Source organism: Nonomuraea sp. 3-1Str (assembly GCF_031570565.1).
In the GTDB taxonomy this organism is placed as follows: domain Bacteria; phylum Actinomycetota; class Actinomycetes; order Streptosporangiales; family Streptosporangiaceae; genus Nonomuraea.
The window spans coordinates 1-22,038 of record NZ_JALHBK010000035.1 but is presented as its reverse complement, the minus strand read 5'-3'; the positions used below and the strand labels follow the sequence as shown (position 1 = coordinate 22,038).

General features: G+C 70.1%; 14 protein-coding genes and 5 pseudogenes. 7 read left to right on the top strand and 12 right to left on the bottom strand.

Features of this window, described 5'->3' with window-relative positions; genetic code table 11:
- Positions 1-40: 40 nt before the first annotated feature.
- Positions 41-2,848: an AAA family ATPase gene (locus MTP10_RS36760; RefSeq protein WP_310715813.1), complete on the bottom strand. Its 2,808-nt coding sequence runs from the start codon at positions 2,846-2,848 to the stop codon at positions 41-43.
- Positions 2,849-3,400: 552 nt separating this feature from the next.
- On the opposite strand from MTP10_RS36760, the gene MTP10_RS36755 reads away from it, so the two are divergent.
- Entirely contained in the window at positions 3,401-6,589 is a 3,189-nt protein-coding gene (locus tag MTP10_RS36755; RefSeq protein WP_310715811.1) for a BTAD domain-containing putative transcriptional regulator, read from the top strand.
- A gap of 6 nt (positions 6,590-6,595) precedes the next feature.
- Here MTP10_RS36755 and MTP10_RS36750 read toward each other — a convergent pair whose 3' ends face one another.
- Positions 6,596-7,567: a hypothetical protein gene (locus tag MTP10_RS36750; protein WP_310715809.1), complete on the bottom strand. Its 972-nt coding sequence runs from the start codon at positions 7,565-7,567 to the stop codon at positions 6,596-6,598.
- On the bottom strand, positions 7,567-8,961 hold the full coding sequence (locus MTP10_RS36745; RefSeq protein ID WP_310715808.1) for an AMP-binding protein: 1,395 nt from the start codon (positions 8,959-8,961) through the stop codon (positions 7,567-7,569). The genes MTP10_RS36750 and MTP10_RS36745 overlap by 1 nt, the downstream gene beginning before the upstream one ends.
- 139 nt (positions 8,962-9,100) lie before the next feature.
- Here MTP10_RS36745 and MTP10_RS42160 point away from each other — a divergent pair.
- A pseudogene (locus MTP10_RS42160) lies at positions 9,101-9,502 on the top strand (Tn3 family transposase); the annotation flags it as partial.
- A 47-nt stretch (positions 9,503-9,549) separates the two neighbouring features.
- On the opposite strand, the pseudogene MTP10_RS36740 reads toward MTP10_RS42160, so the two are convergent.
- The 3 genes and pseudogenes from MTP10_RS36740 to MTP10_RS36730 all read right to left on the bottom strand — a co-directional run.
- A pseudogene (locus tag MTP10_RS36740) lies at positions 9,550-9,672 on the bottom strand (IS3 family transposase); the annotation flags it as partial.
- Positions 9,673-10,280: 608 nt separating this feature from the next.
- Positions 10,281-10,688, bottom strand: a complete 408-nt coding sequence (locus MTP10_RS36735; RefSeq protein ID WP_310715807.1) for a hypothetical protein — start codon at positions 10,686-10,688, stop codon at positions 10,281-10,283.
- 422 nt (positions 10,689-11,110) lie between these two features.
- A complete protein-coding gene (locus tag MTP10_RS36730; protein ID WP_310715805.1) occupies positions 11,111-11,776 on the bottom strand; it encodes a TetR/AcrR family transcriptional regulator in 666 nt (221 codons plus the stop codon).
- A gap of 105 nt (positions 11,777-11,881) precedes the next feature.
- Between MTP10_RS36730 and MTP10_RS36725 the strand changes: the two genes are divergently transcribed.
- Together MTP10_RS36725 and MTP10_RS36720 are read left to right on the top strand one after the other, a co-directional pair.
- The gene (locus MTP10_RS36725) at positions 11,882-12,832 is read left to right on the top strand and encodes an SDR family NAD(P)-dependent oxidoreductase (protein WP_310715803.1); all 951 of its coding nucleotides are present in this window, start codon (positions 11,882-11,884) and stop codon (positions 12,830-12,832) included.
- Between the two features lie 90 nt (positions 12,833-12,922).
- Positions 12,923-13,401: pseudogene (locus tag MTP10_RS36720) on the top strand (hypothetical protein); the annotation flags it as partial.
- Positions 13,402-13,540: 139 nt separating this feature from the next.
- Here the strand turns inward: MTP10_RS36720 and MTP10_RS36715 are convergent.
- A complete protein-coding gene (locus tag MTP10_RS36715) occupies positions 13,541-14,500 on the bottom strand; it encodes an NADP-dependent oxidoreductase (protein ID WP_310715801.1) in 960 nt (319 codons plus the stop codon).
- Between the two features lie 95 nt (positions 14,501-14,595).
- Here MTP10_RS36715 and MTP10_RS36710 point away from each other — a divergent pair, with 95 nt between their 5' ends.
- Positions 14,596-15,192 carry a helix-turn-helix domain-containing protein gene (locus MTP10_RS36710; RefSeq protein WP_310715799.1) on the top strand — a complete coding sequence of 199 codons (597 nt, stop codon included), beginning with the start codon at positions 14,596-14,598 and terminating at the stop codon, positions 15,190-15,192.
- A gap of 373 nt (positions 15,193-15,565) precedes the next feature.
- On the opposite strand, the gene MTP10_RS36705 is transcribed toward MTP10_RS36710, so the two are convergent.
- Positions 15,566-17,098, bottom strand: coding sequence for an FAD-dependent monooxygenase (locus MTP10_RS36705; RefSeq protein ID WP_310715797.1), 1,533 nt, complete (start codon positions 17,096-17,098; stop codon positions 15,566-15,568).
- A gap of 101 nt (positions 17,099-17,199) precedes the next feature.
- Between MTP10_RS36705 and MTP10_RS36700 the strand changes: the two genes are divergently transcribed.
- Complete coding sequence (locus MTP10_RS36700; RefSeq protein ID WP_310715795.1) at positions 17,200-17,811, top strand: TetR/AcrR family transcriptional regulator; 612 nt, start codon at positions 17,200-17,202, stop codon at positions 17,809-17,811.
- A 264-nt stretch (positions 17,812-18,075) separates the two neighbouring features.
- Here MTP10_RS36700 and MTP10_RS36695 read toward each other — a convergent pair whose 3' ends face one another.
- Positions 18,076-18,435 carry a DoxX family protein gene (locus MTP10_RS36695; protein WP_310715792.1) on the bottom strand — a complete coding sequence of 120 codons (360 nt, stop codon included), beginning with the start codon at positions 18,433-18,435 and terminating at the stop codon, positions 18,076-18,078.
- 728 nt (positions 18,436-19,163) lie between these two features.
- Between MTP10_RS36695 and MTP10_RS36690 the strand changes: the two genes are divergently transcribed.
- Positions 19,164-20,504: an OmpA family protein gene (locus tag MTP10_RS36690; RefSeq protein ID WP_310715791.1), complete on the top strand. Its 1,341-nt coding sequence runs from the start codon at positions 19,164-19,166 to the stop codon at positions 20,502-20,504.
- Between the two features lie 96 nt (positions 20,505-20,600).
- Here the strand turns inward: MTP10_RS36690 and MTP10_RS36685 are convergent, their stop codons facing one another.
- From MTP10_RS36685 to MTP10_RS36675, 3 genes and pseudogenes are all read right to left on the bottom strand, one after another.
- Positions 20,601-21,224 carry a hypothetical protein gene (locus MTP10_RS36685; protein ID WP_310715789.1) on the bottom strand — a complete coding sequence of 208 codons (624 nt, stop codon included), beginning with the start codon at positions 21,222-21,224 and terminating at the stop codon, positions 20,601-20,603.
- Positions 21,225-21,294: 70 nt separating this feature from the next.
- Positions 21,295-21,474: pseudogene (locus MTP10_RS36680) on the bottom strand (glycosyl hydrolase-related protein); the annotation flags it as partial.
- 460 nt (positions 21,475-21,934) lie between these two features.
- A pseudogene (locus MTP10_RS36675) lies at positions 21,935-22,038 on the bottom strand (IS5/IS1182 family transposase); the annotation flags it as partial.

Here is a 22,038-nt window from a genome sequence, read left to right as displayed (position 1 = left end):
GTGACGAATGGGACATTCAGCTAGCTATGCGGGAGATCCCTCATTCCGCCGTGGCGGCGTCCCCCATGAGGGCCAGCTCGATCCGCGAGCGCAGGTTCAGCTTGCGCAGGACGGCGCTGAGATGCCGCTCCACCGTCTTGGCCGACAGGAACAGCTCCTGCGCGATCTCCTTGTTGGTCAGCCCGGAGGCGGCCAGCCGCGCGACGTCCCGCTCGCGGGGTGACAGGGCGTCGCCGTAGCCGCGGGTGCCGCCCCGGTGCCTGGCGGGCAGCGACAGGCCGCGCTCGCGCGCCAGGCGGGCCGCGCGGTCCAGGTCCCAGCGGGCGCCGAGCGCCTCGTAGGTCTCGATGGCCCGCCTGAGCTGCTCATCGGTCCCGGCCTGCTCCCTGGCCTGGGCCGCCTCGTACGGGCACTGGATGGCCTCGTAGAGCTCGGCCGCGGCGGTGAAGTGACCGCCGGAGGGGTCCAGGACGCCGCGGGCGTGGCGCAGCGCGGCGGGAGCAAGCGGCGCGTGCAGGCCCGCCATCGCCCGTTCGGAGCGGTTCACCAGGTCCGCGGCCTCCGCGGCGCGCCCGGCCGCCACCATCGCCTCGACCAGGGCGGGCACGGTCCGCACCTCCGAGGGCCGCAGGCCGCGCTCGAACCACGACTCGATCAGCGGCAGGACCTCCGCCACCGCCCGGTCCGGCTCGCCGCGCGCGACGGCCTGGCGCAGCAGCGCGGTGATCAGCAGCGCCGTCTCGTCCATGGTGCCCGGGACCTCGGTCATCACCTGGCGGATCCCGAACTCGGCGCCAGCCGCGTCGGTGCGGGCCAGCGCCAGGCAGGCGGTCACGGTCGCCGCCGCGTACCTGTCCTTGGGCCGCTCGCTGAGCCGCTCGGCCAGCATGGCCGTCTCGGTGGTCAGCCCGTCCCAGGAACCCGCGCAGTAGTCGGCCACCGCCAGCGCGGAACGGCACCGGTCGATCATGTCCCCGCCGCTCACCTCGACCAGGGGGGCCGCGCCCTCCAGGGCCACCCGTAATATCGTCTGCGCCTGGACGTGGTCACCGACGAAGGCCAGCGCCGAGCCGATCGAGTAGTAGGCGTTGACCTTCGCCCGGTGCCAGGACCGGTGCCCGAGGCTCCCGCGCACCTCCTCGATCAGCTCGGCCCAGCGCGGGTCGCCCATCAGCACCATACTGCTTGTGATCTTGCCGAGCACGAAGATCTGCAGGGGCGCGTTCTTGACCGCGGGCAGGACGGCCAGCGTCCTGTCCATCCAGTGCCGGTCGGCGGTTCTGGCATCCCGCCCCATGCTCAGGACGGTCATCATCCGCACCGCCAGCTCGGGCTGGGCCTCGATGTCCAGGTCCGCCACGGCCGAGGTCAGCGCCTCGAACCAGGGGCCGGGCCCCTGTCCGGTCGCATCCTTCAGATAGAGCAACAGCAGGGTCAGCTCGGCGCGCAGCACCGGCGAGGGGCCCTGGTCCAATGCCAGGGCCAGCAGGTCGATGACGTCGGGAATGTGCAGCAGCCCCTCGGCCGCCCAGCCGAGCCTGACCGTCAGCCGCCCGCGGTGCTCCGCCTCCAGCGGAGCGTGCCGCAGGACCGCCTCCAGGATCCTGACCACCTCGGCGTCGTCGCCCAGCCGCAGCGCCTGGTCGGCGGCTCGTTCGGCGGCCTCCACCCAGGCCGCCATGTGCCCGGCGCGCCGGTGGTGGTGGGCCAGTTGCCCCAGCGGCACCGACGGCATCGCCTCCACCGCGGCGGCGGCCCTGGCGTGCAGGTCGCGCCGCCTGGCCGCCGGAATGTCCTCGTACACCGCCTGCGCCGCGAGCACGTGCCGGAACGCCGCCGTCTCACCGCGCGCGGTCAGCAGGCCGTGCTCCACCGCCTCGTCCAGCCCGTCCAGCGCGCTCTCATACGGCAGGCGGGCGGTGGCCGCCAGCACCTCGACCGGCATCGGCTCCTGCAGCACCGAGGCCGCCCTGACCACCGCCTCGGCCTGCGGCGACAGGCGGCCCACCCGCTCCAGCACCGGGTCGCGCACGCCCGCCGGCACGTCCAGCCTGGCGATGGTCCTGCGCGCCCACTCTCCGCCCCGGTGCATGAGCGTCCCGCGCTGGCGCAGCAGCGCCACCAGCTCCTGCACCGCCAGCGGAACGCCGGAGGCCCGCTCGCACAGGTGCTCGGCGAAGTCGAGCGAGATCTCCTCGGTGCCCAGGATCGCCGCCGCCAGCTCCCTGGTCTGCGCCACGTCCATGGGCGCCAGTCGTACGCGGGCGTGGGCGACGGCGCGCGGCAGGCGGGCCGTCACCGCACGCAGGTCGGCGGAGGCCTCATCGGCGCGGTAGGTCAGCACCACGGCCAGGTCCCGGGGCGGGTCGGACAGCAGGTAGCCGAGGAACTCCACGGTCTGCTCGTCGGCCCAGTGCAAGTCCTCCACGACCAGCACGGCCTGGCCCAGCGCGCGCAGGAGCTCACTCAGGCCGCGGAACACCCGGTGGCGCTCGCCCGCGCGGTCGTCCAGGGGCTCGGGGGGCTCCGGCAGGCGTTCGGCCAGCTCGGGCAGGAGCGGGCGCAGCGCGCCCGCGACCGCTGACAGGCCGGTCAGGTCATCGGGCACCTCGCGCAGCGCCTCGACGATCGGGCCGAGGGGGAACGGCTCCCTGATCCTGGCGCAGCCGCCGGTCAAAATACGGAGACCGGTCCGGGACAGCTCGGCCACCAGGCGGGTCTTGCCGATGCCCGCCTCGCCCTCGACCACGGCGACCGCTGGGGTGTTGGAGACGGTCTCGGTCAGCTGGGCCAGCTCACCGGCGCGGCCGACGAGTGTCGGCGAGATCATCAGCCGCTTATGGATCACGTCTGTTCCCTGCTCGACCCAATGCCTAGATCACACAAATACCACAAACTCCCCTTTCCGGCCCGTCCCTTTCTCGGACTTCTCCTCGACGACGGACGGCTTCCGGCGGCCGAGGCCGAGGACGAAGCGGGTGGCTGGCCGAAGCGGCGCCGGTGATCCACGGCGCCGATGTCTCGCACAATGACCGGTGACGCCGGGGACCAGCGGCCGGGCGCGCCATGGCCGAGCTGAAGCCCTTGGACACGCATCCGCGTGTCCGGTGGCCGCGGCAGCCCAAAGTGCAGGAATTCCCGCAGGCTCTGACCTCCGTGACCACCTGTGAGCCTCAACTTCTCAACTGGAGGAGAGCCGAGCGGGGTGCCCGGCTGGAGGTGGCGGTGGGCTACCCGCCGCGCACCGATTGCGACAGCCTCCCGGGGCCGATCACGGCTACCGGCGCCCGACACCGGCCATCGCTGATCGTCCGGCTTGCCGCGTTTGTCAAATGGGCGTCACCAGAGGTGTACTGCCTTCCGGAAAGCTGATCATCCGATCACGCACGAGGGAGGACCGGTGGACTTCGCGATCCTGGGCACCATTCGCCTCAATGGACCCGGCGGCCGGATCCGTCTCAGCCGCAAGCAGCGGGCCGTGATCGGGGTCCTGCTGCTCCACCCGAACGTGACCGTTTCCACCGAACGCCTGATCGGCGCCCTCTGGGACGACCCGCCCCGCTCGGCACTGTCCAACGTCCAGACCTACGTCCATCAGCTCCGCCGCTCCCTGGAAGGCAGCGGCCTGTGGCTGGGGACCGAGGGGTCGGGGTACGCCTGCGAGGTCCCGCCGGAGCGTCTGGACCTGCTGGTGTTCGAGGAGGGCGTACGCCGGGCGCGCAGGGAACGGGCGAACGGCGACCTGGTGGCGGCCGAGCGGGAGTACGCGGCCGCAGTCGCGTTGTGGCGCGGAACCCCGGCCGAGGACGTACCGCTCAGCGGGGCCGTGGCGCCGCGGATCACCGAGCTGGAGGAGCAGCTGGCGGTGGCCAGATCGGAGTGGATCGACGTACGGCTCGCGCTCGGCCACGACGGCCTCGCCGCCGAACTGCGTACTCTCGTCGCCGCCCACCCGCTGCGTGAGCGGCTGCGAGAGCAGCTCGTGGTCGCCCTGCACCGCAGCGGGCGGCGGGACGAGGCCCTCGACGCCTTCCGCGAGGCGCGTGAGCTGCTGGTGGCCGAGCTGGGCATCGAGCCGGGCCCGGAACTGCGCCGCCTGCACGCCGCGCTGCTCTCCGGCGACGCCGATCGCCGTTCGCCGCTGCTCCCCGGCGAGACCGATCATCACTCGCCATCAGCCGGAGAGGCCGGGCGCCACTCGCCGTCACCGACAGGAGAGGGCGGTCGTCATTCGCCGCCGCCCCCGGCCGCAGACGCCGACCCGCACGGCATGCCGCCGTCCGCGGACGCCGAAGCGGGCGCTCGGCCGATGGCGTTCCGGGGGCTGTGCCAGTTACCCGGCGATACCGCGGACTTCGTCGGGCGTGAGGGAGAGATCGCCGAGCTGCTGGGGCTGCTGCGGGCGGGCGCGGATCGGCTCGGTCCGCCCATCGTGGTCGTGTCCGGTCTGCCCGGCGTGGGCAAGACCACGCTCGCCGTACGACTGGCGCACCTGTTGCGAGCCGACTATCCCGACGGGCAGCTCTTCGTCCGGCTCGGACGGGACGCGCGCGGCCCCCGGGAGCCCGGCGAGCTGCTGGACGTGCTGCTGCGCTCGCTCGGCCTCGACGGCGCGCTCATCCCCATCCCGGTCGAGGAACGCGCGGGACTGCTGCGTCAGCGGCTGGCCGACCGGGCGGTGCTCCTCGTGCTGGACGACGCCGTCGAGGAGGACCAGGTCCGCCACCTGCTGCCGGGCACCGCACGCGGCGCCGTCCTGGTGGCCTCCCGCTCTCCGCTGCCCGCCCTGGAAGGTGCCGTACGGCTCAGGCTCGACGTCCCTGACGAGAAGGACGCCAGGCTCCTGCTGGAACGCGTGGCGGGCCCGGACCGCATCGGTTCAGCGCCCGGCGCGGCCGAGCAGATCCTGCGTTCCTGCGGCCGGTTGCCGCTGGCCATCCGGGTCGCGGGAGCCCGCCTGGCCACCCGGCCGGTCTGGCCGGTCAGCGAGTTCGCCACCCGGCTGGCCGGACGGGGCCTGGACGAGCTGGTCGTCGGCGGGCTGGACGTGCGCGCGACGTTCGAGCCGAGCTACGCGGCGCTGCCGGACCCGGCCAGGCGCGCGTTCCGGCTGCTGGGCCTGGCCGGGCTGGACAGCGTGGCGGAGTGGTCGGTCGCGGCCCTCCTCAGACCACCCGCCACGGAAACGGACGCGGCGACCGCCAGACCGCCTGGCTCAGACGGGGATGCGGACAAGCTGGGGACGGCCACGCTGGAGGCGGATGCGGCGCTGGAGACGCTGGTCGCGCGGGGCATGCTCACCTCGACCGAGGTGGACGGGGCCGGACAGCCCCGCTACCGGCTGCACGACCTGCTGCGGGTGTACGCGCGGGAACGGGCGCAGGCGGAGGAGACCCCCGAGGGTCGGCGTGCGGCGCTCACCTGCCACGTGCTGGAATGCCTGCGGCGTACCCGGGCCGCCACGCGCCGCCTGCCGATCCTGCTGGCCCCGCCGTACGAGTGCGAGCCGGAGGAGGGGGAGGCGCCCGACGTACGGGTGAGCGAGATGTGGCTGGCGGCCGAGCGGCGTACGCTGATGCTCGCCCTCAGCACCGCCGCCGAGCTGGGCCTGAACGACGCGGCGGCCGAGCTGGGTCACCACCTCACCAGCTATTTGATCATGGATCGGTTCCTGGCCGACGCCGAGCGGGTCCAGCGGATCGTGATCGGGCTGGGCGATGGGCGCGCCGCGTTGCGGGCCCGGCTGCTGCTGGCCACGGTGGAGATCGAATGGGGTCGGTTCCCATCGGCCGAGACCATGTGCGGCGTGCTGCTGGCGGAGTTCGACCGCGCCGGCGACAGGCACGGAGCGGCGTACGCGCTGATCGTCAGGGCCGCCGCGCGGCATGGCATGGGCCATTTGGACGAGGCGCTGGCCGACGCGTACGCCTGCCTCGACCTGATGGCGGCTCACGGTGACGCCGCCGGGCTGGCGTACGCGTGGACCTGGCCTGTCTGGATCCACGTCGAGCGCGGTGAGCACGGGCGGGCCGTGGAGATCGCCAGAGCGCGGCTGGAGGTGACCGAGAAGGACGACTACGCCATCCGCGGCAACCTGCTGCGCGGCCTCGGCACCGCCCTGTACCACCGGGGCGAGACTGCGGAGGCCGTCGTCCGCTACCGGGAGGGCCTGCTGACGGCGCAGGCGCTCGGCGATCGCGCCGAGACGAGCAAGGCGCTGCGCCGGCTGGGGGAGGCACTGGGTGCGCTGGGCCGATTCGACGAGGCGGCCGAGACACTGGCGGCGAGCCTGCGGCTGTTCGTGGAAAGCGGCGACACCCTGGGCGAGGCGCTGGCCGGGCACACGCTCGGCGTCGTGCACCTGCGCCAGGGCGAGCCCCGCCGGGCGGTGGCGGACCTGCGGGCCGCGCTGGAACGGCTCGGCGGCGACGGGCCTTCGGTGTGGCGAGCCCGCGTTCTCAGGGAGCTGGGCCGGGCCTACGCCCTGCTGGGGCGGCACGAGGAGTCGGCGGCGGCGTGGCGCGGCTCCCTCGCCCTGTTCGGCGACGCGGCGGAGGGACGGGAGGTGGCCGCGTTCCTGGCGCCCTGACCGACGCTATTCGCCGAGCCGCCATACGACCGGCACACCCTGCGTTCCCGCCAGCCTGGCCTCCTTGCGCGCCAGCCCCGGGGTGGCGCCCTCGGCGACCAGCACGCCCTCAGGCGACAGGGCGGCCCACATCCCGGCGGGCGCGTCGGCCACCTCCAGCGCCCGGTTCACCTCCGGCCGGGCCGGGGCGGGCGTCCGGCGGGCCTGCCACCGCCGCCAGTACAGCCACTGCACGACGATCAGCGGCCCGAGCACGGTCAGCAGCGGCAGCAGCCGGCCATGGGACAGCACGAAGCCGATGGACAGAGCCAGCAGGACGGCCTCCAGACCGGCGGCACACCACGCGGCCGCCTTCCCGAACGCCCGCAGCGCCACCACCGGCCAGATCGACAACATCAGGCAGTCGCCGAGCCCGATGAGGGCGGGATCGTCGCCATAGGAGGAGGCCAGCACGGGCGCGAACGGCAGCCCCTGCATCCGCTGGACGAAGTCGGCGGTGAGCGACGTCAGCCCGGTGGCCAGCGTGTCGTACAGGGTGAGGGCGGCGGCCAGGGCGGCCACCTGCGCAGGGGTGATCGCCGCCTGCACCCACATGTTCACCACGCCGACGACGAGCAGGATCAGCAGGGCGTCGTTGATCACAAGGAGCGCGGCCGGCCATCCCAGCGCGAAGGCGGTGACGTCGGCGGCGCACAGGAGCAGGGCGGCGATCATGCCCCACCGGCCGCCCAGCACGGGGGCGAGGGTGAGCTGGGTCAACGTCAGGACCACGAGCCCGAAGATCGACACGACGACGCCCGTGGGCAGGTGCAGGTACGCGAACGGCATCACGACCAGCGTCACCACCATGACCGCGATGTCCGCGCCCACCATCCGGCCGACCGGCGGTCTGGGCATGACGTAACGGCGCAGGTACGCGGCGGTGAGCGCGACGGCCAGAGCGACGAGGGCGTACAGGGCGAGCACGTACGGGGTCATCACAGTCCTCGCTCGAAGCTGATCTCCAGCAGGTCCGTGCGCAGCCGGCAGGGCGTGGGCAGGTCCTCGGCGGTCTCGACCAGAACGATGCCGGTCAGGGGCAGCCCGTGGGCGCGCTCCTCCAGCCGGCCGAGCAGGCCCTGCTCGGCCTTGCCCGCGACGACGTACAGGATGGTGCCCTCCAGGGCGTACCGGGTGGGCAGCGGCAGCGCGTGCTCGGCCTGCAACAGGTCCAGCACGTCACGCGTGGTCAGCCCGCCGGGTGACCTGCGGCCGAGCACCCGCGAGGTGGCGGGCAGGGCGGCGAGGGCGCATGTCGGGGGCTCGGCCAGAACCTGGACGAGGTCGCCGGTGACGTACCTGAGCAGGAGCGTGGTGTCGCGAAACGCGGAGTACGGCGTCACGACGATCGTGCCGATCTCGCCAGGAGCGGCGGTGGCCAGGGTCTCGGGGTCGAGTATCTCGACCAGGCCCTGGTCAGCGGACAGGTGCAGATGACCGTCGGGGCAGACGCGGCCGGACACCGGGGCGATCTCGGTCATGCCGTACCCGTCGCGGACCTCGGCCCCGAACGCGTGCTCCGCCCGCTCGCGCAGCGCGTCGGTGAGGACCTCGCCGCCGGACCAGATGGTGGTCAGTGCGAAGTCGGCGGCCCGCCAGCCGCCCCGCTCGGCCTCCTGCACGAGCGCCGCGAGGTGGGAGGCCGGCACGTTGAGGTGAGACATCTGCGCGCGCTTGCCCGGAACGTGCAGCGGAGTGGCCAGCCGGTCGAGCGTGGCGGCCGGGTCGATGGTGCCCAGGTGGGCGAACACGGCCCCGGTACGGGTGACGGCCCGTTCGGTGAGGATCTGCGCGACGGACCGCGAGCTGCTCGCGTTGGCCCACACGTCGTCCGTGCGCACGTTCCCGGACATCATGAGCGAGAGCGCCGACAGGCACGACAGCAGCTCGATCTCGTAGGCGGAGAACCACACGAGCGTGGGCGTGCCCGTCGTGCCCGTCGTGTGCGCGAGCACGGATGGCTTGGCCCGGTCGGAGACGAACGCCGCCGGCCTGCCGCGCAGGTCGGCCTTGGAGGTGGGGGCGATCGAGGACAGGGTTTGCGGGGTGATCGAGGCCGGGTCCACGCCGTGCTCCGCGAACCACCGCCGGTAGTAAGGGCTCTCCGCCGCCGCGTGGGCCACCGTGCGCCGCAGCCGCCGCCGGGTGAGGTCCTCCTGGAGCTCGGGGTCGTTGCCCGCGATCAGGTCGTCGGCGCCCTCGCCGGGCGAGCCGAACGTCTCCAGCGTCTCGCGCATGTCGTCGACCAGCGTGTAGACGTCCCGCAGCCGGAACCTGCGCCCCGACATCATCGACCAGGCGTAGCCGAGCTGGCGTACCGCGGTGCCGAACACGCCGCATTCCTCCCGTCGTGGTGTCCCCCGGGAGAGGGCTCCCGGGGGATCACTCGCTGTTCGTCAGACCTGCAGCCCGAAGATGGCGCTGGACAGGGTGCTGACGGCGTACTTCGCGTAACGACGGGCGGTCTTGACCATGACGAACTCCCAGTTCCTCAGGGGGCGCACCGATCGCGCCCTCTGCGATCAAGAGTGGGAGCCGCTGCCAGAGATCCACTACACAGGGGCTACACAGTCAGTACAAACAGCTGGTGGCGGGTCCCGTCCGCGCTACAACGCCTGCGGCCTACAGCCTGTGTCCGACCAGTGGTCGATCTACGGCACCAAGCAGATCATCCCCACCGCCCGCGAGGCCAACTACACCTTGGACGAGCTCCTCGGTAACGGGACCGACCTGCCGATCCACGAGCACGCCACCGACACCCACGGCGCCACCTCGGTGAACGTCGGGCTGTTCGACCTCGTCGGCAAAGCCCTGACGCCCCGGATCCGCGACCTGGGAAGGATCACGATGCTGCGGGTCGACAACCCGACCGCCACCGACACGCTCTATCCCCACGCCGGGCCGCTGCCGGCCGATCGGTGGACTTCGGCCAGGCTGTGCCAGGGCCCGCGGGGTTTGATCAGCTCGGTCTTGAACAGGCCGATCTGCGATTCCATCAGCGCATTGTCCAGCGCGTCCCCGACCGTGCCGATGGAGGCGTCGATGCCCGCGCTCATCAGATGGGCGGTGAAGCGGACAGACCGACGAATGGACCGAAGCCCGCCGCTACATAGGCCTGGACATCCTGGCCAAAGCCCGCGTCCGTCTCGTGGCGAGCGACACACCGGCCCCGCAGCCCCTCCCGCAGACACTTACCGCTTAACCTGCAGAAACAGGATCAGGCGAAGATCGATTCATACACCACGTCCGTGGACGTGACCCAAGCCCACTCATAATCCGTGGGTCGTGGGTTCAAGTCCCACCCGCCCTACTCTTCAATGCCGCGTCCGACGGGGTTTCTTGGTTGTCGCCACCCTCGGGTCATGCTGTTGATCATGTTTGGTTGCTCGGCGGTTTACTCTTGTATACGGATCGTGTATCGCGGTAGATCGTTTAGGCGCGCACCCGCAACTCAGACTCCACAGACGACCAACAAAAGACCAAAGCCAGTGAGCGCGCAGTACCGCCCGCAGTCGTCGGGCCGACGCCGTGAGAACGGCCCGATCGACCCAATCCGGCTTCGGCCGTCCGACCTGACGCTGCAACACCGTCACCTCGTGACGCAACACTATGATCTCCGCGTCCTTCGACGCCTGGCTGCGGCCGGGCAACATCAGCAAGTGGCTGAGACGATCCTCGATACCGCTCGCGCAATACGCGATGCCGAGGACGCGAAGTGCGCGGCGATCGGCGGCAGTGGGTTACCACGTCCGCGCGCTCCCCTTCGGCAGCCCGCTCCTGCGGAGGCGGGACTCAGCGGGCCTTGACCGCCGCGGTGGTGTTCAGCTGACCAGTCCGGCCTGCCCTCCTTGCCGAATGCGCCCGCGAACACCTCATCAGCGAACACATCACCCCATTCATCATGCGCCCGCACCGGCAACGGCACCTGCCGCTTGCCCCGGTAGATGGCCCGGATCGCCACGGCGACCTCAGGCACCGGCTCCGGCCACGGCATCGGCTGCATTGACATGGCCACCTCTATCCATCCCGCAGCCAGGGCAATGACGACGACTGCTTCCACGGACATGAGCAAGGGCAGAGGCCATCTGATCACGAACCAACCGACACCGCGGGAGTTAACCAGCAGAGTCGTACACCCTGCGGCTGCGAGCGCGGCCAGGACGGCGTGTTACGCCGCAGCGACGCCCGTGCCGTCCAGGTCCCGCTCCAGGCTCGCACCACCGATCAGTACGGCGGCCACAGGCGCCTGATCACCTGATGGAGCAGGTCTCCGGTAGCGGGCCGCCCCTATCCCTTACGACATTGATGATGTCTTAGTGACACAAGTGATGCCGTTGCCGCGCCGGGCCCACGTGCAGGCCGACCCCTCGCCTGGCCACCGAACCAGCAGGACAGGGCCGGCCGCCAGAGCTTGGACGCCCCGGTCCCTCCAGCGCCGAGCGCGAGAAACCAGAGGTTTGCGCCTGCCCGGCGCAATGCAGGTCAGGGGCGGGGCAGTACGCCCAAGAGGGTCGCGGTCAGGGCCAGCTTCAAGCTGTCCTTCAGCTCCAAGTGGAAGCGGGCCAGATCGGGCTCGGCCTGGTAGGCCGCCTGCAGGCTGGGCGGAGGCGTGCTGTACGCCGACAGCGCGCCGGCCAGGACCATGGTCTGCAGACTGAACAGCGTCGCGTTCTCGCCCAGCTCCGGCAGGTACGTCTGGATCAGGGCGGCCATGGTCGCCAGGCGCTGCAGGGAGGCGCGCTTGTAGCGCGCCACGGCCTCAACGGAGACATTGCGTTCCAGGACGCTGCCCTGCGCGCCGAAGAGGTCGCACAGCACCATGCGGCCCGAGAGCGAGCGGCTGAGGATCTCGGCCACCGCTGCCGCCCGCTCGGCCATGGGCAGATCTTCGTCGCCCCCGGCGGCCAGCTCGCCCGCCAGCTCCGCCAGCCACTCCCGCAGGAAGCGATCCAGGAGTTCCAGCAGCACCGCCTCCCGGGACTCGAAGTAGCGCAGCACATTCGGCTTCGCCAGGCCCACCCGGCGGCTCAGCTCGTTCAGGGTGACCGCGGCCACAGGCATCTCGTCCAGCATCGCCGACGCCATGTCGAGGATCGCCCGACGGCGGATCTCCCGCTGCTCTTCGGTTCGCGCCCGCTGGAAACTCACGATCGCCAGCCTAACTTAAGTACCCGCGGTACGTTGACAATGTACCGCGAGCACCTTACCGTTGCGGACAGAAGATACCTTCGGTACGTTAGATGGGAGCCCGGCATGGGCGAGAAGTGGACGACGGCGAACATTCCGGACCAGCGCGGGCGGGTGGCCGTGGTGACCGGAGCCAACACCGGACTGGGATACGAGACCGCCAAGGCGCTGGCCGAGCGCGGGGCGTCCGTGGTCCTCGCCGTGCGCGACGTCGGCAAAGGCGAGCAGGCCGCGGCCCGCATGACCGGGCACGTGAGCGTACAGGCGCTGGACCTGACCTCGCTCGACTCCGTCCGCGCCGCCGCGGCGACGCTGCGGTCCCGGCTCGACCGCATCGACCTGTTGATCAACAACGCCGGCGTTATGTACACCCCGAAGCAGACCACCCGCGACGGCTTCGAGATGCAGCTCGGCACCAATCACCTCGGCCACTTCGCGCTCACCGGGCTGCTGCTGGACCTGATGCTGCCGGTGCCCGGCTCGCGCGTGGTGACGGTCAGCAGCACCGGCCACCGCATCCGGGCCGCGATCCATTTCGACGACCTGCAGTGGGAGCGGTCGTACAGCCGGGTCGCCGCTTATGGCCAGTCGAAGCTGGCCAACCTCATGTTCACGTACGAGCTGCAGCGCCGGCTCGCCCCACACGGCACCACCGTCTCGGTGGCCGCGCACCCCGGCATGTCCAGCACCGAGCTCGCCCGCAACACCCCCGCGGCCCTCCGGCTTCCGCTCACGTGGCTCGCGCCGCTGATCACCCAGACGCCCGCGATGGGCGCGCTGCCAACCTTGCGCGCCGCTACCGACCCCGCCATTCTCGGCGGTCAGTACTACGGTCCCGGCGGACGCAACGAGATCATGGGTCATCCCCGGCTCGTTCCCTCCAGCCCGGAATCCTATGAGATGGCCGTCCAGCAGCGGCTGTGGGCCGCGTCCGAAGACCTCACCGGGGTGACGTTCCCCGTCGTTCAGTCCAGGCGGACCTCGCTCTCCTCTCCAGAGGCAACGCCGTTCGGTTAGGGCTCGCAGAGAAATAAGCCGTAGCTTGCCAGGTTCGCGTTCGTTGAGATGGTGTGAGCGTGACGCAGGAGACGGTGGAGAGGCTGAGGGCGAAGTTCGGGACGATTGGCCACCGGGCTGACTCGGCAAGGTCATCGGGTCAGCGCCGATGTCGTCGCAGGACCTGCTGCGAGAGGAAGGATTCAGCCTGCAGGCCAACGCCAGGACCATCGAACGCAAGCAGCATTCAGACCGCGATGGCCAGTTCCGCTATATCAACGAGCAGATCACGAGCTATCAGCACACCGATGATCCGGTGACCAGCGTGGACACCAAGAAGAAGGAACTCGTCGGGGAGTTCGAAAACGCGGGACGGATCTGGCGACCGACCGGCGAGCCGGCCGCTGAGCAGCCACGAGGTCACCGTGCAGACCATCGTGCCCACCACCACCCGCACCGGGCTTCGGGTGCACGCCCACCTCGACACCAGCATCTACCCGACCGGCATCACCGTCAGCGACAGGCGGATGGACGCCCTACCGTTGCAGCTTCACGACTGGCACGGCGACTGGAACCACACGCTGCGCCCACAGGCATACACCCAGGTCAACGATGTCCCGGACCCGTTCGACCAGCCAAGCCCCGACCTGGCCCGGCCCTGCCACCCCGCCATCGACGATCAAAGCTGCGTGTTAATGATCTGCAAGCCCTAACTGAACGGCGTTGCTCCTAGAGGTCGATGACGACCTTCCCGTGCACGTGCCGCCCCGCCTGGAGCTCGACCGCAGCACGGATCCGCTCGACCGGAAAACGTGCCGCGATCGGCACCCGAAGCTGACCCGCCGCAACCAGGCCGGCGATCTCCTCGATGGCACCCGGGGCCGCGTTGGCGCCGTTCGCCGGCATGATCCCGTCGACCTGGGCGGCAATGGTGGTGATGCGCTCGTCAGGCACGCCAAGTTCGCGTGCCGCCTGCGCCGTGTCCGTCCCGTGCAGGTCCATGGCAGCAGTGACGCCAGTGGGAGCCAGCGCACGGACCCGGTCGACCAGACCATCGCCATAGGCGACCGGCTCGGCCCCCAGGGCTCGCAGGGCATCGGCCGAGGTCGCCGATCCGGTCCCGATCACTCGCGCGCCCGCGAGGCGCGCGAGCTGAACAGCGAACACGCCCACGCCGCCTCCCGCGCCGCCGATGAGCACCGTGTCGCCCGGGCCCGGGTTGACCACGGCCAGAGCCGCGGCCGCCGTGCAGCCCGCAATGGCAAGAGTGGCAGCGGTGGGGTCGTCGACGCCGTCAGGGGTACGGTGCGCCTGGCCGCCCACCGCGATGGTCCCCGCCTCGTCCACGACGACATAGTCGGCGACCGCGCGGGACAGGGCGCCACCGAACACTCGGTCACCGACCACGAACTCGCTCACGCCGTCACCGACCTCATCCACCACCCCGGCATAGTCGGTGCCGAACCCGCACGGCAGGCTCAAGCCGAATCGCGCGGCGGTCACTGCATCAGAGGTCATGAACCAGTCCATCGGGTTCAGACCCGCCGCGGTGACCCGCACGCGGATCTGCCCCGAGCCTGCGCGCGGCACGGGTACCTCGCGGACGCTCAAGGCGTCCGGTCCGCCGAACGACTCGAACTGGACCGCCCGGCTTGTGGTCGCCGACGTGTTGAGGCTCGGTTCTTTCATGCTCACCTGTCCCCTGGAGCGGCTCGTGAAGCAACGTAAACGGATTATGCTCCGTTTGAGTGACCCAAGTTAGCACAAATGGAGCGTGATCCGTTTTGGCCGCCGCAGAGATCCGTAGACCGCGAGCCGACGCGACCCGCAACCGCGAACAGCTGCTGGCCGTGGCGACCCGCTTGTTCGCTTCAGCCGAGGCCGAGCCGTCGATGCGCGCGATCGCCAACGAAGCCGGGGTCGGCATCGCCACTCTCTACCGGCACTTTCCCACCCGCGAGGCGCTGGTCGACGCGGTCTACCGCGACCAGGTCTCGCGGCTCACCGCCGGTGCCCGTGAGCTACTCACCCAGCTCGATCCGCCCGCGGCACTGCGACGCTGGATGGACCTGTTCGGGGAGTGGATCGCAACCAAGAACGGGATGCTCGACACGCTGCTCGCGATGGTCGAATCGGGCGAGATCGCCCATGCCCACACCCGGACCGAGCTGCTCGGAGCCATCGACGACATCCTCCAAGCCGGCCGCACGAGCGCGGAACTCCGCGCCGACGTCCCCGCCGAAGACATCGCTGCCGCTCTCATCGGTATCTTCACCGTGGCTGGCCCGCCCGAGCACGAAGCGATGGCGGCTCGCCTGCTGGACCTCCTGATGGACGGACTCCGGCCTTGCGCTTGCGGCCAACCCAAGGCGGCTGAGTGAGAGTGAAGATCGCGGCACCATCTTGAGCTCGGTACGCGACGCCAACGCTTTCGTGACTGCTCCGTGGCGCAGGTCGTGCCGCCGGATCGTCGGCACGTCCGCTGCATCAGGTCCACCAGCAGGCCAAGCGTCCCGCGACGACTTCTGACCCGTCCTGGCGCAGCGGTCTGCCATCGACCGTGCCCACAACACGCTGCTCGCGCAGTGGAGCACCGGCATCGGCGACACCGCCACCATCGTGGCCCGGCTGACCCACGACCAGTTCCATCACAACACCCGCCGGCTCGCCGCGGAGCTGACCGCCTGTAGCGCACTTCTGCAGGCGCTCCTGCAGAGCTGGACTCGAGCGGATCTGGCAGCGGCTCGTCCCGATTCAGGTGACTGAGATTGTCCTCAGGTAGTCGACCACTGCGTCGCCTGACCGGGTCCGTACGGCCACATAGCCGTCGGGCCGGACGAGGACGAGCGTCCCCTTGTTGGCGCCATAGCGCTTGCTCGGGGGCCCTGGCTCCAGATGGTAGACGCGGATGTCGTTGCCGTAGAGGGCGTCCAGGCGCTCGGCCAGACCTGGCACCACCGCGCCGAACTGGAGCAGCGTGAATTGAGGGCCGCGGAAGAGGTCGAACAGCCGCGACTGCTCGCCGGTCACTGGATGCCGGCACGGCGAGTCGGGTGCCCGGTCGCCGGGACGGACCTTGCCCTTGTCGCCGACCGACAGCTCGGAGTCGCGGTAGTTCACGCTGAGCTGAGAGGTCTTGCCGACGATCGCCTTGGTCGCCGCGGGGCTGCGCATCAGCGGCAGGATGATCCGGTCGCGAAGGAAGGTCATCAGAGGCTTGGTGGAGAACAGCGCGGTCATGCCGGCGCCGCTGGTCTTGAGCACGGATTCGGCCACCGGGCGGCGCTCCCGCTCATACGTGTCGAGCAGGCTGTCGGGGGCTTGGCCGCGTACCGCGAGGGCCAGCTTCCAGCCCAGGTTGTAGGCGTCCTGGATGCCGGTGTTCATGCCGAGACCGCCCGCGATCGGGTGGACGTGGGCGGCGTCTCCGGCGATGAAGACGCGGCCGGCACGGTAGCGGTCGGCGAGCCGTACCTTGTAGCTGAAGCGCGACAGCCAGGTGGCGTTGTGCAGGCGCACATCCGTCCGGCCGGTTCGCTGCGCGAACAGGCGCTGGAAAAGCTCGAGTGAGGGTTCCTGACCGGCGCCCTCCTCGCCGGGGCGTACGGTGAGGCCGAACTGCCACGACTGCGTACCGGGCAGCAACGCGAGGCCCACGGAGGACTCATCCGCCGCGTACCAGACATAGGAGCCGTCGCGCGGCAGGCCGTCCACCTCCACGTCGCCGAGCAGATAGTGCTCGGTCTCCGATACCAGCCCGGGGAAGGTGATCCCGGCGGCCTCGCGCACGGCGCTGCTTCCGCCGTCGCAGCCTACGAGGTAGGAGGCGTGGATCACCTCACCCGTGGTGAGCTGCGCGACGACCTGGCTGTCGGACTGCTTGAGGTCGGCCAGTTGCAGGCCGCGCTCCACGTGACCGCCCAGCTCGGTCAGGCGGGCGCGGAGTATCTGCTCGGTGCGCCACTGCGGCAGCAGGACGAGCGTCGGGTACGGCACATCCGGCCGCGAGTGGACACCGGCCAGGAGGTGTAGCTCCGCGACGAACCGGCGGTCCATGTAAATCCGCGCCGGCATCTCGGACGTCCCCGCCTCCAGGAAGTCCTGGACCACGCCGAGATCGTCGAACACCTCCAGGCTGCGTGGCTGTATGCCCTTACCCCGAGACTGGCGGTGGAATTCGGGAGATTTGTCGATCACTCGGAAGGTGACGCCGCGCCGGGCCAGCTCGCAAGCCAGCGTCAGCCCGGTCGGTCCGCCTCCGACGATCAGGACCTCTACGTCGGTCAATGTCTTCCCTCAATTCAGGACGGAACCAATCCGTTCCATTTGGAGGATAGGCGGCCATGAAGTCGAGACGCAACCGTTCCGTCTCGGGTACTATCGCCGATATGACTGAGATCCACCCGCGTGGTCGTGGCGCCGCCGTGCTGCGCCAGACAGTCACCGACACCATCGTCGCGGCGGCGGTCGCCGAGCTGGCGGAGGCAGGTTACGCCGGCATGTCAATGGGCGCGGTGGCCCGGCGGGCCGGTACGGGAAAGGCCGCGCTCTACCGGCGGTGGCCCTCGAAAGAGGCGATGGTGGTCGACCTCATCGACGTCATCGCGTCCCGGCAGGTCCCGGCAGGCGGGGCTGGTGACCTGAGTAGCGACGTGCGCGCCTACGTCCGAGCGGTGGCGGATACGCTGTCGGATCCCGTGGTCATGCGCATCGTGCTCGATCTGACAGCCGAGGCCGCTCGCAATCCCGGGCTTTCCGCGGCATTCGACACCGCGATCCGGCAGCCGCGCAGGATCGCGTGCGAGCGGTTTCTGAGGAGCGCGGTGGAGCGTGGTCAGTTGCCCGCCGACCTGGACCTTGACCTGGCCCTTGATCTACTGGTCGGGCTCACGCAGTGGCGTGTCCTCAACACCGGCCGGACCATCGACGACTCCTCCGTCGAAGCGACGAGCAAGCTGATCATCCAGGCGCTTCCGCTCTGTCTGGGGACCGGTGAGTGATCATGAGGCGGCTTCAGTGACTCTCACTGTGGTGCTCCGAACCACTGGGGCCTGACTCCTCGCCGACGCGGGCCGTTCAAGCCAGGCCCACGCCCCGGACCGGCGCGGCCGGACGAGAACGCCGACAACGACCAGCGCAGTGATCCATGCCAACGCCGACCAAGCTGCCCTCTTCTGCTCATGCGGAGCAAGCCGTGCGTCGCCGGTACTCCGGGCCGATGAAGGCGAGCAGGTGTTCCGCGCTCGCCGAGGCACATGCGAGCTTCATGCCATGAAGCTGTAGACGCCGACTGCGATGCAGATCAGCAGCATGGCGGTGGCGTTGAGGAAGAGGTTGCGGCCGAAGCCTCGTGCCGCGATGTGCATCACGATGGCGACCATGAAGTAGAGGACGAGCGCGGCACAGGTCACGGCACCGAGATACGGCAGCCAGATGCCCAGGATCAGACCGGCCGCGGCGGCGAACTTCAGCGGCGGCATGATCCACCAGTAACGCCGCGGCCACTTCACGTCTTCGAAGCACTGGGCGATGAACGGAACGGGCTTGATGCACATGACGGCGTCACCGGCCTGGATGATCGCTAGGACGACGCCCGGCCAAACCGGATCGGGCAATGCTGACACGTCTCTCTCCAGGCAGTGGATTGATCACGACGAGCTAGTTCCGTACTATACGGTATAGTATGGTCCTGGCTCTGCCGGAGCCGGCGTGGGCGATCCTGCCTCAGCGTGTGGGCGGCAGGACGGGTGCTGGAGTCGTCATCGGCTACACGTGCGCCTGGGACAGCCCCGCATGGTTGCCACGGGCTCGCGTTGAGCAAGTAAGGACCGCGATCGAAAGACCGCAACTCGCCGGCGGCCACCCTGCACGTATTACCCAAGGCCATCCGAGAAGGGGTCTCTCATGCAAAGAAAACTACGGACTGCAGGAGTTGCCGTAGGCCTCGCCGGTGCAATCCCTACCGGCTCCAGCGCGCGGGCGTATGGCCCGCACGCGATCGTCAAGCCGGTGATGGACGTGGTAGCTCCGGGCTCGTTCCTGGTGGTGTCGCATGAGCGCGGCTGACGGACGGCACACCTCAGACCGGGGTGTGCGCATCGCTCTCACGCGGCCTGAGCGCCAACATGTCGGACGGGATGTATTCTCCCCCATTCCTCATCGGATCCTGGCCCTGACCGCCGTACTCACGCTGGCCACGGCCGGGTGCAGGGGGCTGCCGACGAAGGAAGCCGCGCCCCCGCCCACCACCACCGCACCGACGTCGAGTCCCCCGGCCACCAGCGCTCCACCCGCCACCGCCACGGCATCGGATCAAGACACCCGACCGGCCCTGGCCGAAACCCGCAGCACCATGACCGAGAACCTCAAGGTCGAGGTCGTCGGCCTCAACCGCGTCAAGGGCAAGCACCTCATCGCCCAGATCCGGCTGTCCAACACCGGCACCGACAAGCACCTGTCCTGGCCCGGCGAGATGGGTGACCGCACCCGCCCCCTCGGCGCGATCAAGTGGGCCTCCGGCATCGGCGTCCTCGACGCGCAAGCCCGCACCTGGATCCTGCCGTACAAACCCGCCGGCTCCCCCTGCCTCTGCAGCGACCTCGACCGCGACGGCCTCGGCCGCTTCATCGACCCTGGCCGGTCGATCACCGTCTACGCGGTGCTGCCCGCACCGTCGGGCAATCCTGCGACGACCACCGTCGTCACCCCCGTGGGCCCCCCGATGCTCAACGTGCCCATCAGCGACGAAGCCTCGCCCGGCGACTTTCCCGACCCCGATGCCGAACCCGTCACCCCGGTCACCCGCCGCCTCATCCTCCCCTCCGAGTCCCTGGACAAATCGGAGGAGACCGCCGACGACGGCAAGGACCTGCAGGTCAACCTCTCCTCCGACATGCTGTTCGCGGTGGACAAGGCCACCCTCACCCCCGATGCCAAGTCGATCATGGCCCGCACGGCCAAGCTCATCGACGCCTCCCCCGCCGCAGTGGTGACGGTGGCGGGCCACGCCGACTCCTCCGGCAACGACGCCATCAACGACCCGCTGTCACTGCGCCGTGCTCAGGCGGTACAGCGCGCCTTGTCGGCACTGCTGCCCAGGGGCGGGGTCCGCTTCCAGGCCAAGGGGTACGGCTCGCGCCGCCCGCTGTACGACAACGACAGCGACGAGGGCAAACGCCGCAACCGCCGCGTCACCGTGACCTTCCCCAAACCTCAGCCCGCTGCCCAGGAGCCGGCGGCCACGACCGCTCCCGGCGCGACCGGCCTGACCGCCACCACCAAGGCGGACGGCCGGCCCATCGCCATGGAGATCGCCGGCCTGCGCCGACTGCCCGGCGGCCTCGGGCTGCTCACCTACAAGATCACCAATGAGGGACCGGCCGAGACCTGGTTCAGGGACCTTCACCACGCCCAGGACTGGGAGGCGTACAAGTACCAGGCCGCAAGCAACGTCCGGGTGACCGACGTCGCCGCCGGCCGCCAGTACCTGCCCGGCCGCCTGGACGTCCCCACCGACGACGGCGTGGACTTCTACTGCGCATGCACGGACGTCTCCGGCGTCCGCATCAGCACCGAGAAGTTCGCACCCGGCCAGACCCGCGAGTTCTGGAGCCTCTTCGCTCTGCCCGACACCGCCGACACTGTCAAGGTCCAGATCGGCCCGTTCCGCGACCTCCAGGTCCCCATCCAGTGACGGCATCCGGAGATTAGAGCCAGGCCATCCCTCGCTCATGGAGGTCCGGCAGCCGATCCCAAGGACCGCCCCACGATGGGAGCGCCTTCCCAGACCTCAGAGGTCGTTTGACGTAGCCGGCGGACACACGCCAGACGCGCTCCCGGCCCTACATCTGCGCGCGTCTTCCCACGTTCCCAGGAGCGGCAGGCCCGCCGCGTACCGCCGAAGGAAAGCCGCGGTCGGGGTGTCCGCGGCCGCGACGGTGTCCGGGGTGCCCTCCGCGACCACCGCGCCCCCGTCCGGACCGGCTCCGGGCCCCAGGTCGATCACCCAGTCCGCGGACGCGGCGACGAGGATGTCATGCTCGGCCACGACGACGGTGTTGCCCGAGTCGAGCAACACATCGAACGCATCCACCACCCGCTGGATGTCAGACGGGTGCAGGCCCGAGACGGGTTCGTCGAGAACGACAAGACCGGCCCTGCGGCTCGCAGCACCGCGCTGGATCGCCGACGCGAGTTTCAGCCGCTGCGCCTCGCCGCCGGACAACTCTGTGGCGCTCTGGCCGAGTTGGATGTCCGAGGCTCCCAGGGTTTCCGCGAGTTGTCGGGGCTCGGAGAACCGCTCCACGGCCTCAGCGACGGTCAGCTCCAGCACCTGATCGATGGCCAGCCCTTGATACCTGATCTCCGAGGCCTCCGGCTGGTGGCGCCGGCCCTCGCACGCGTCGCAGACCACCCACACATCAGCGCCAAGGCCAAGGCCGCCTCCCTGAAGAAGGCGGCCAGGACCCTGGCCGAGTAGCTGGTCAGCGGCGCAGCCGCAGCGTCACCAGCTCGAACGGCCGCAGGCTCAGCGCGACCGTGCCGCCCTCGCGCCACGTGACGCCGCCCACTCGCGGGGCCTCGGTCAGAGGCCGTTCGAGCAGGTCGGTCATCGTGACCTGGCTGACCGGGAAGCGCGCGGTCAGGGTGGCCGCGGCCCGGCCGCCGTGAGCCTCCGTGCCAGCTAAGGCCTGTTCTGAGTTCGGATCATGCGTTTACGGATTCGCCTGCTGGTGCTCGCCGGTCCCAGTAGGGCACGAAGTTGATCGAACCTGGACGGACTCTTGTCACGTCCTACCGATATGGATCGCGTCAAACGGCTCGGACCGGCGGCGGCAGCCCTCCTTCTGCTGATCGCCTTCGGCTACAGCCGGGCGAGCGACGGTCGTCGCGGCCCGCGGCGCGCTGTTGGCTGAGGTGTCGTGGTACTGGTCGATCGAGCAGGGCGCTAGATTTGACCCGCACTGGGTGGGCCAAGGCAATCAGGCGGCGAGGTCCGTGCTCGCCGCGGTAGGCGGCGCCGCGGCGCGCCGCGCCCCCTGATCCTTCCCGGCTGGATCCGAAGCCTTCAACCCATCTGAAGATCCGAAGTCCGTACAGGCGCTAGGGCCTGTTTTGTGGATCTCATAAGAGCCATAGCAGCAGGCAGGCGATGGTGACACCTGCCTGGTAGTGAACGGCGAGCTTGTCGTAGCGGGTGGCGATGCCTCTGAACTGTTTGAGCCGGT

Bases quoted from the DNA above. Each gene is read 5' to 3' on its own strand.
- MTP10_RS36750 (WP_310715809.1), bottom strand. From the start codon at position 7,567: ATGACCCCGTACGTGCTCGCCCTGTACGCCCTCGTCGCTCTGGCCGTC.
- MTP10_RS36725 (WP_310715803.1), top strand. From the start codon at position 11,882: ATGGGCGAGAAGTGGACGACGGCGAACATTCCGGACCAGCGCGGGCGG.
- MTP10_RS36715 (WP_310715801.1), bottom strand. From the start codon at position 14,500: ATGAAAGAACCGAGCCTCAACACGTCGGCGACCACAAGCCGGGCGGTC.
- MTP10_RS36700 (WP_310715795.1), top strand. From the start codon at position 17,200: ATGACTGAGATCCACCCGCGTGGTCGTGGCGCCGCCGTGCTGCGCCAG.
- MTP10_RS36690 (WP_310715791.1), top strand. From the start codon at position 19,164: ATGACCGAGAACCTCAAGGTCGAGGTCGTCGGCCTCAACCGCGTCAAG.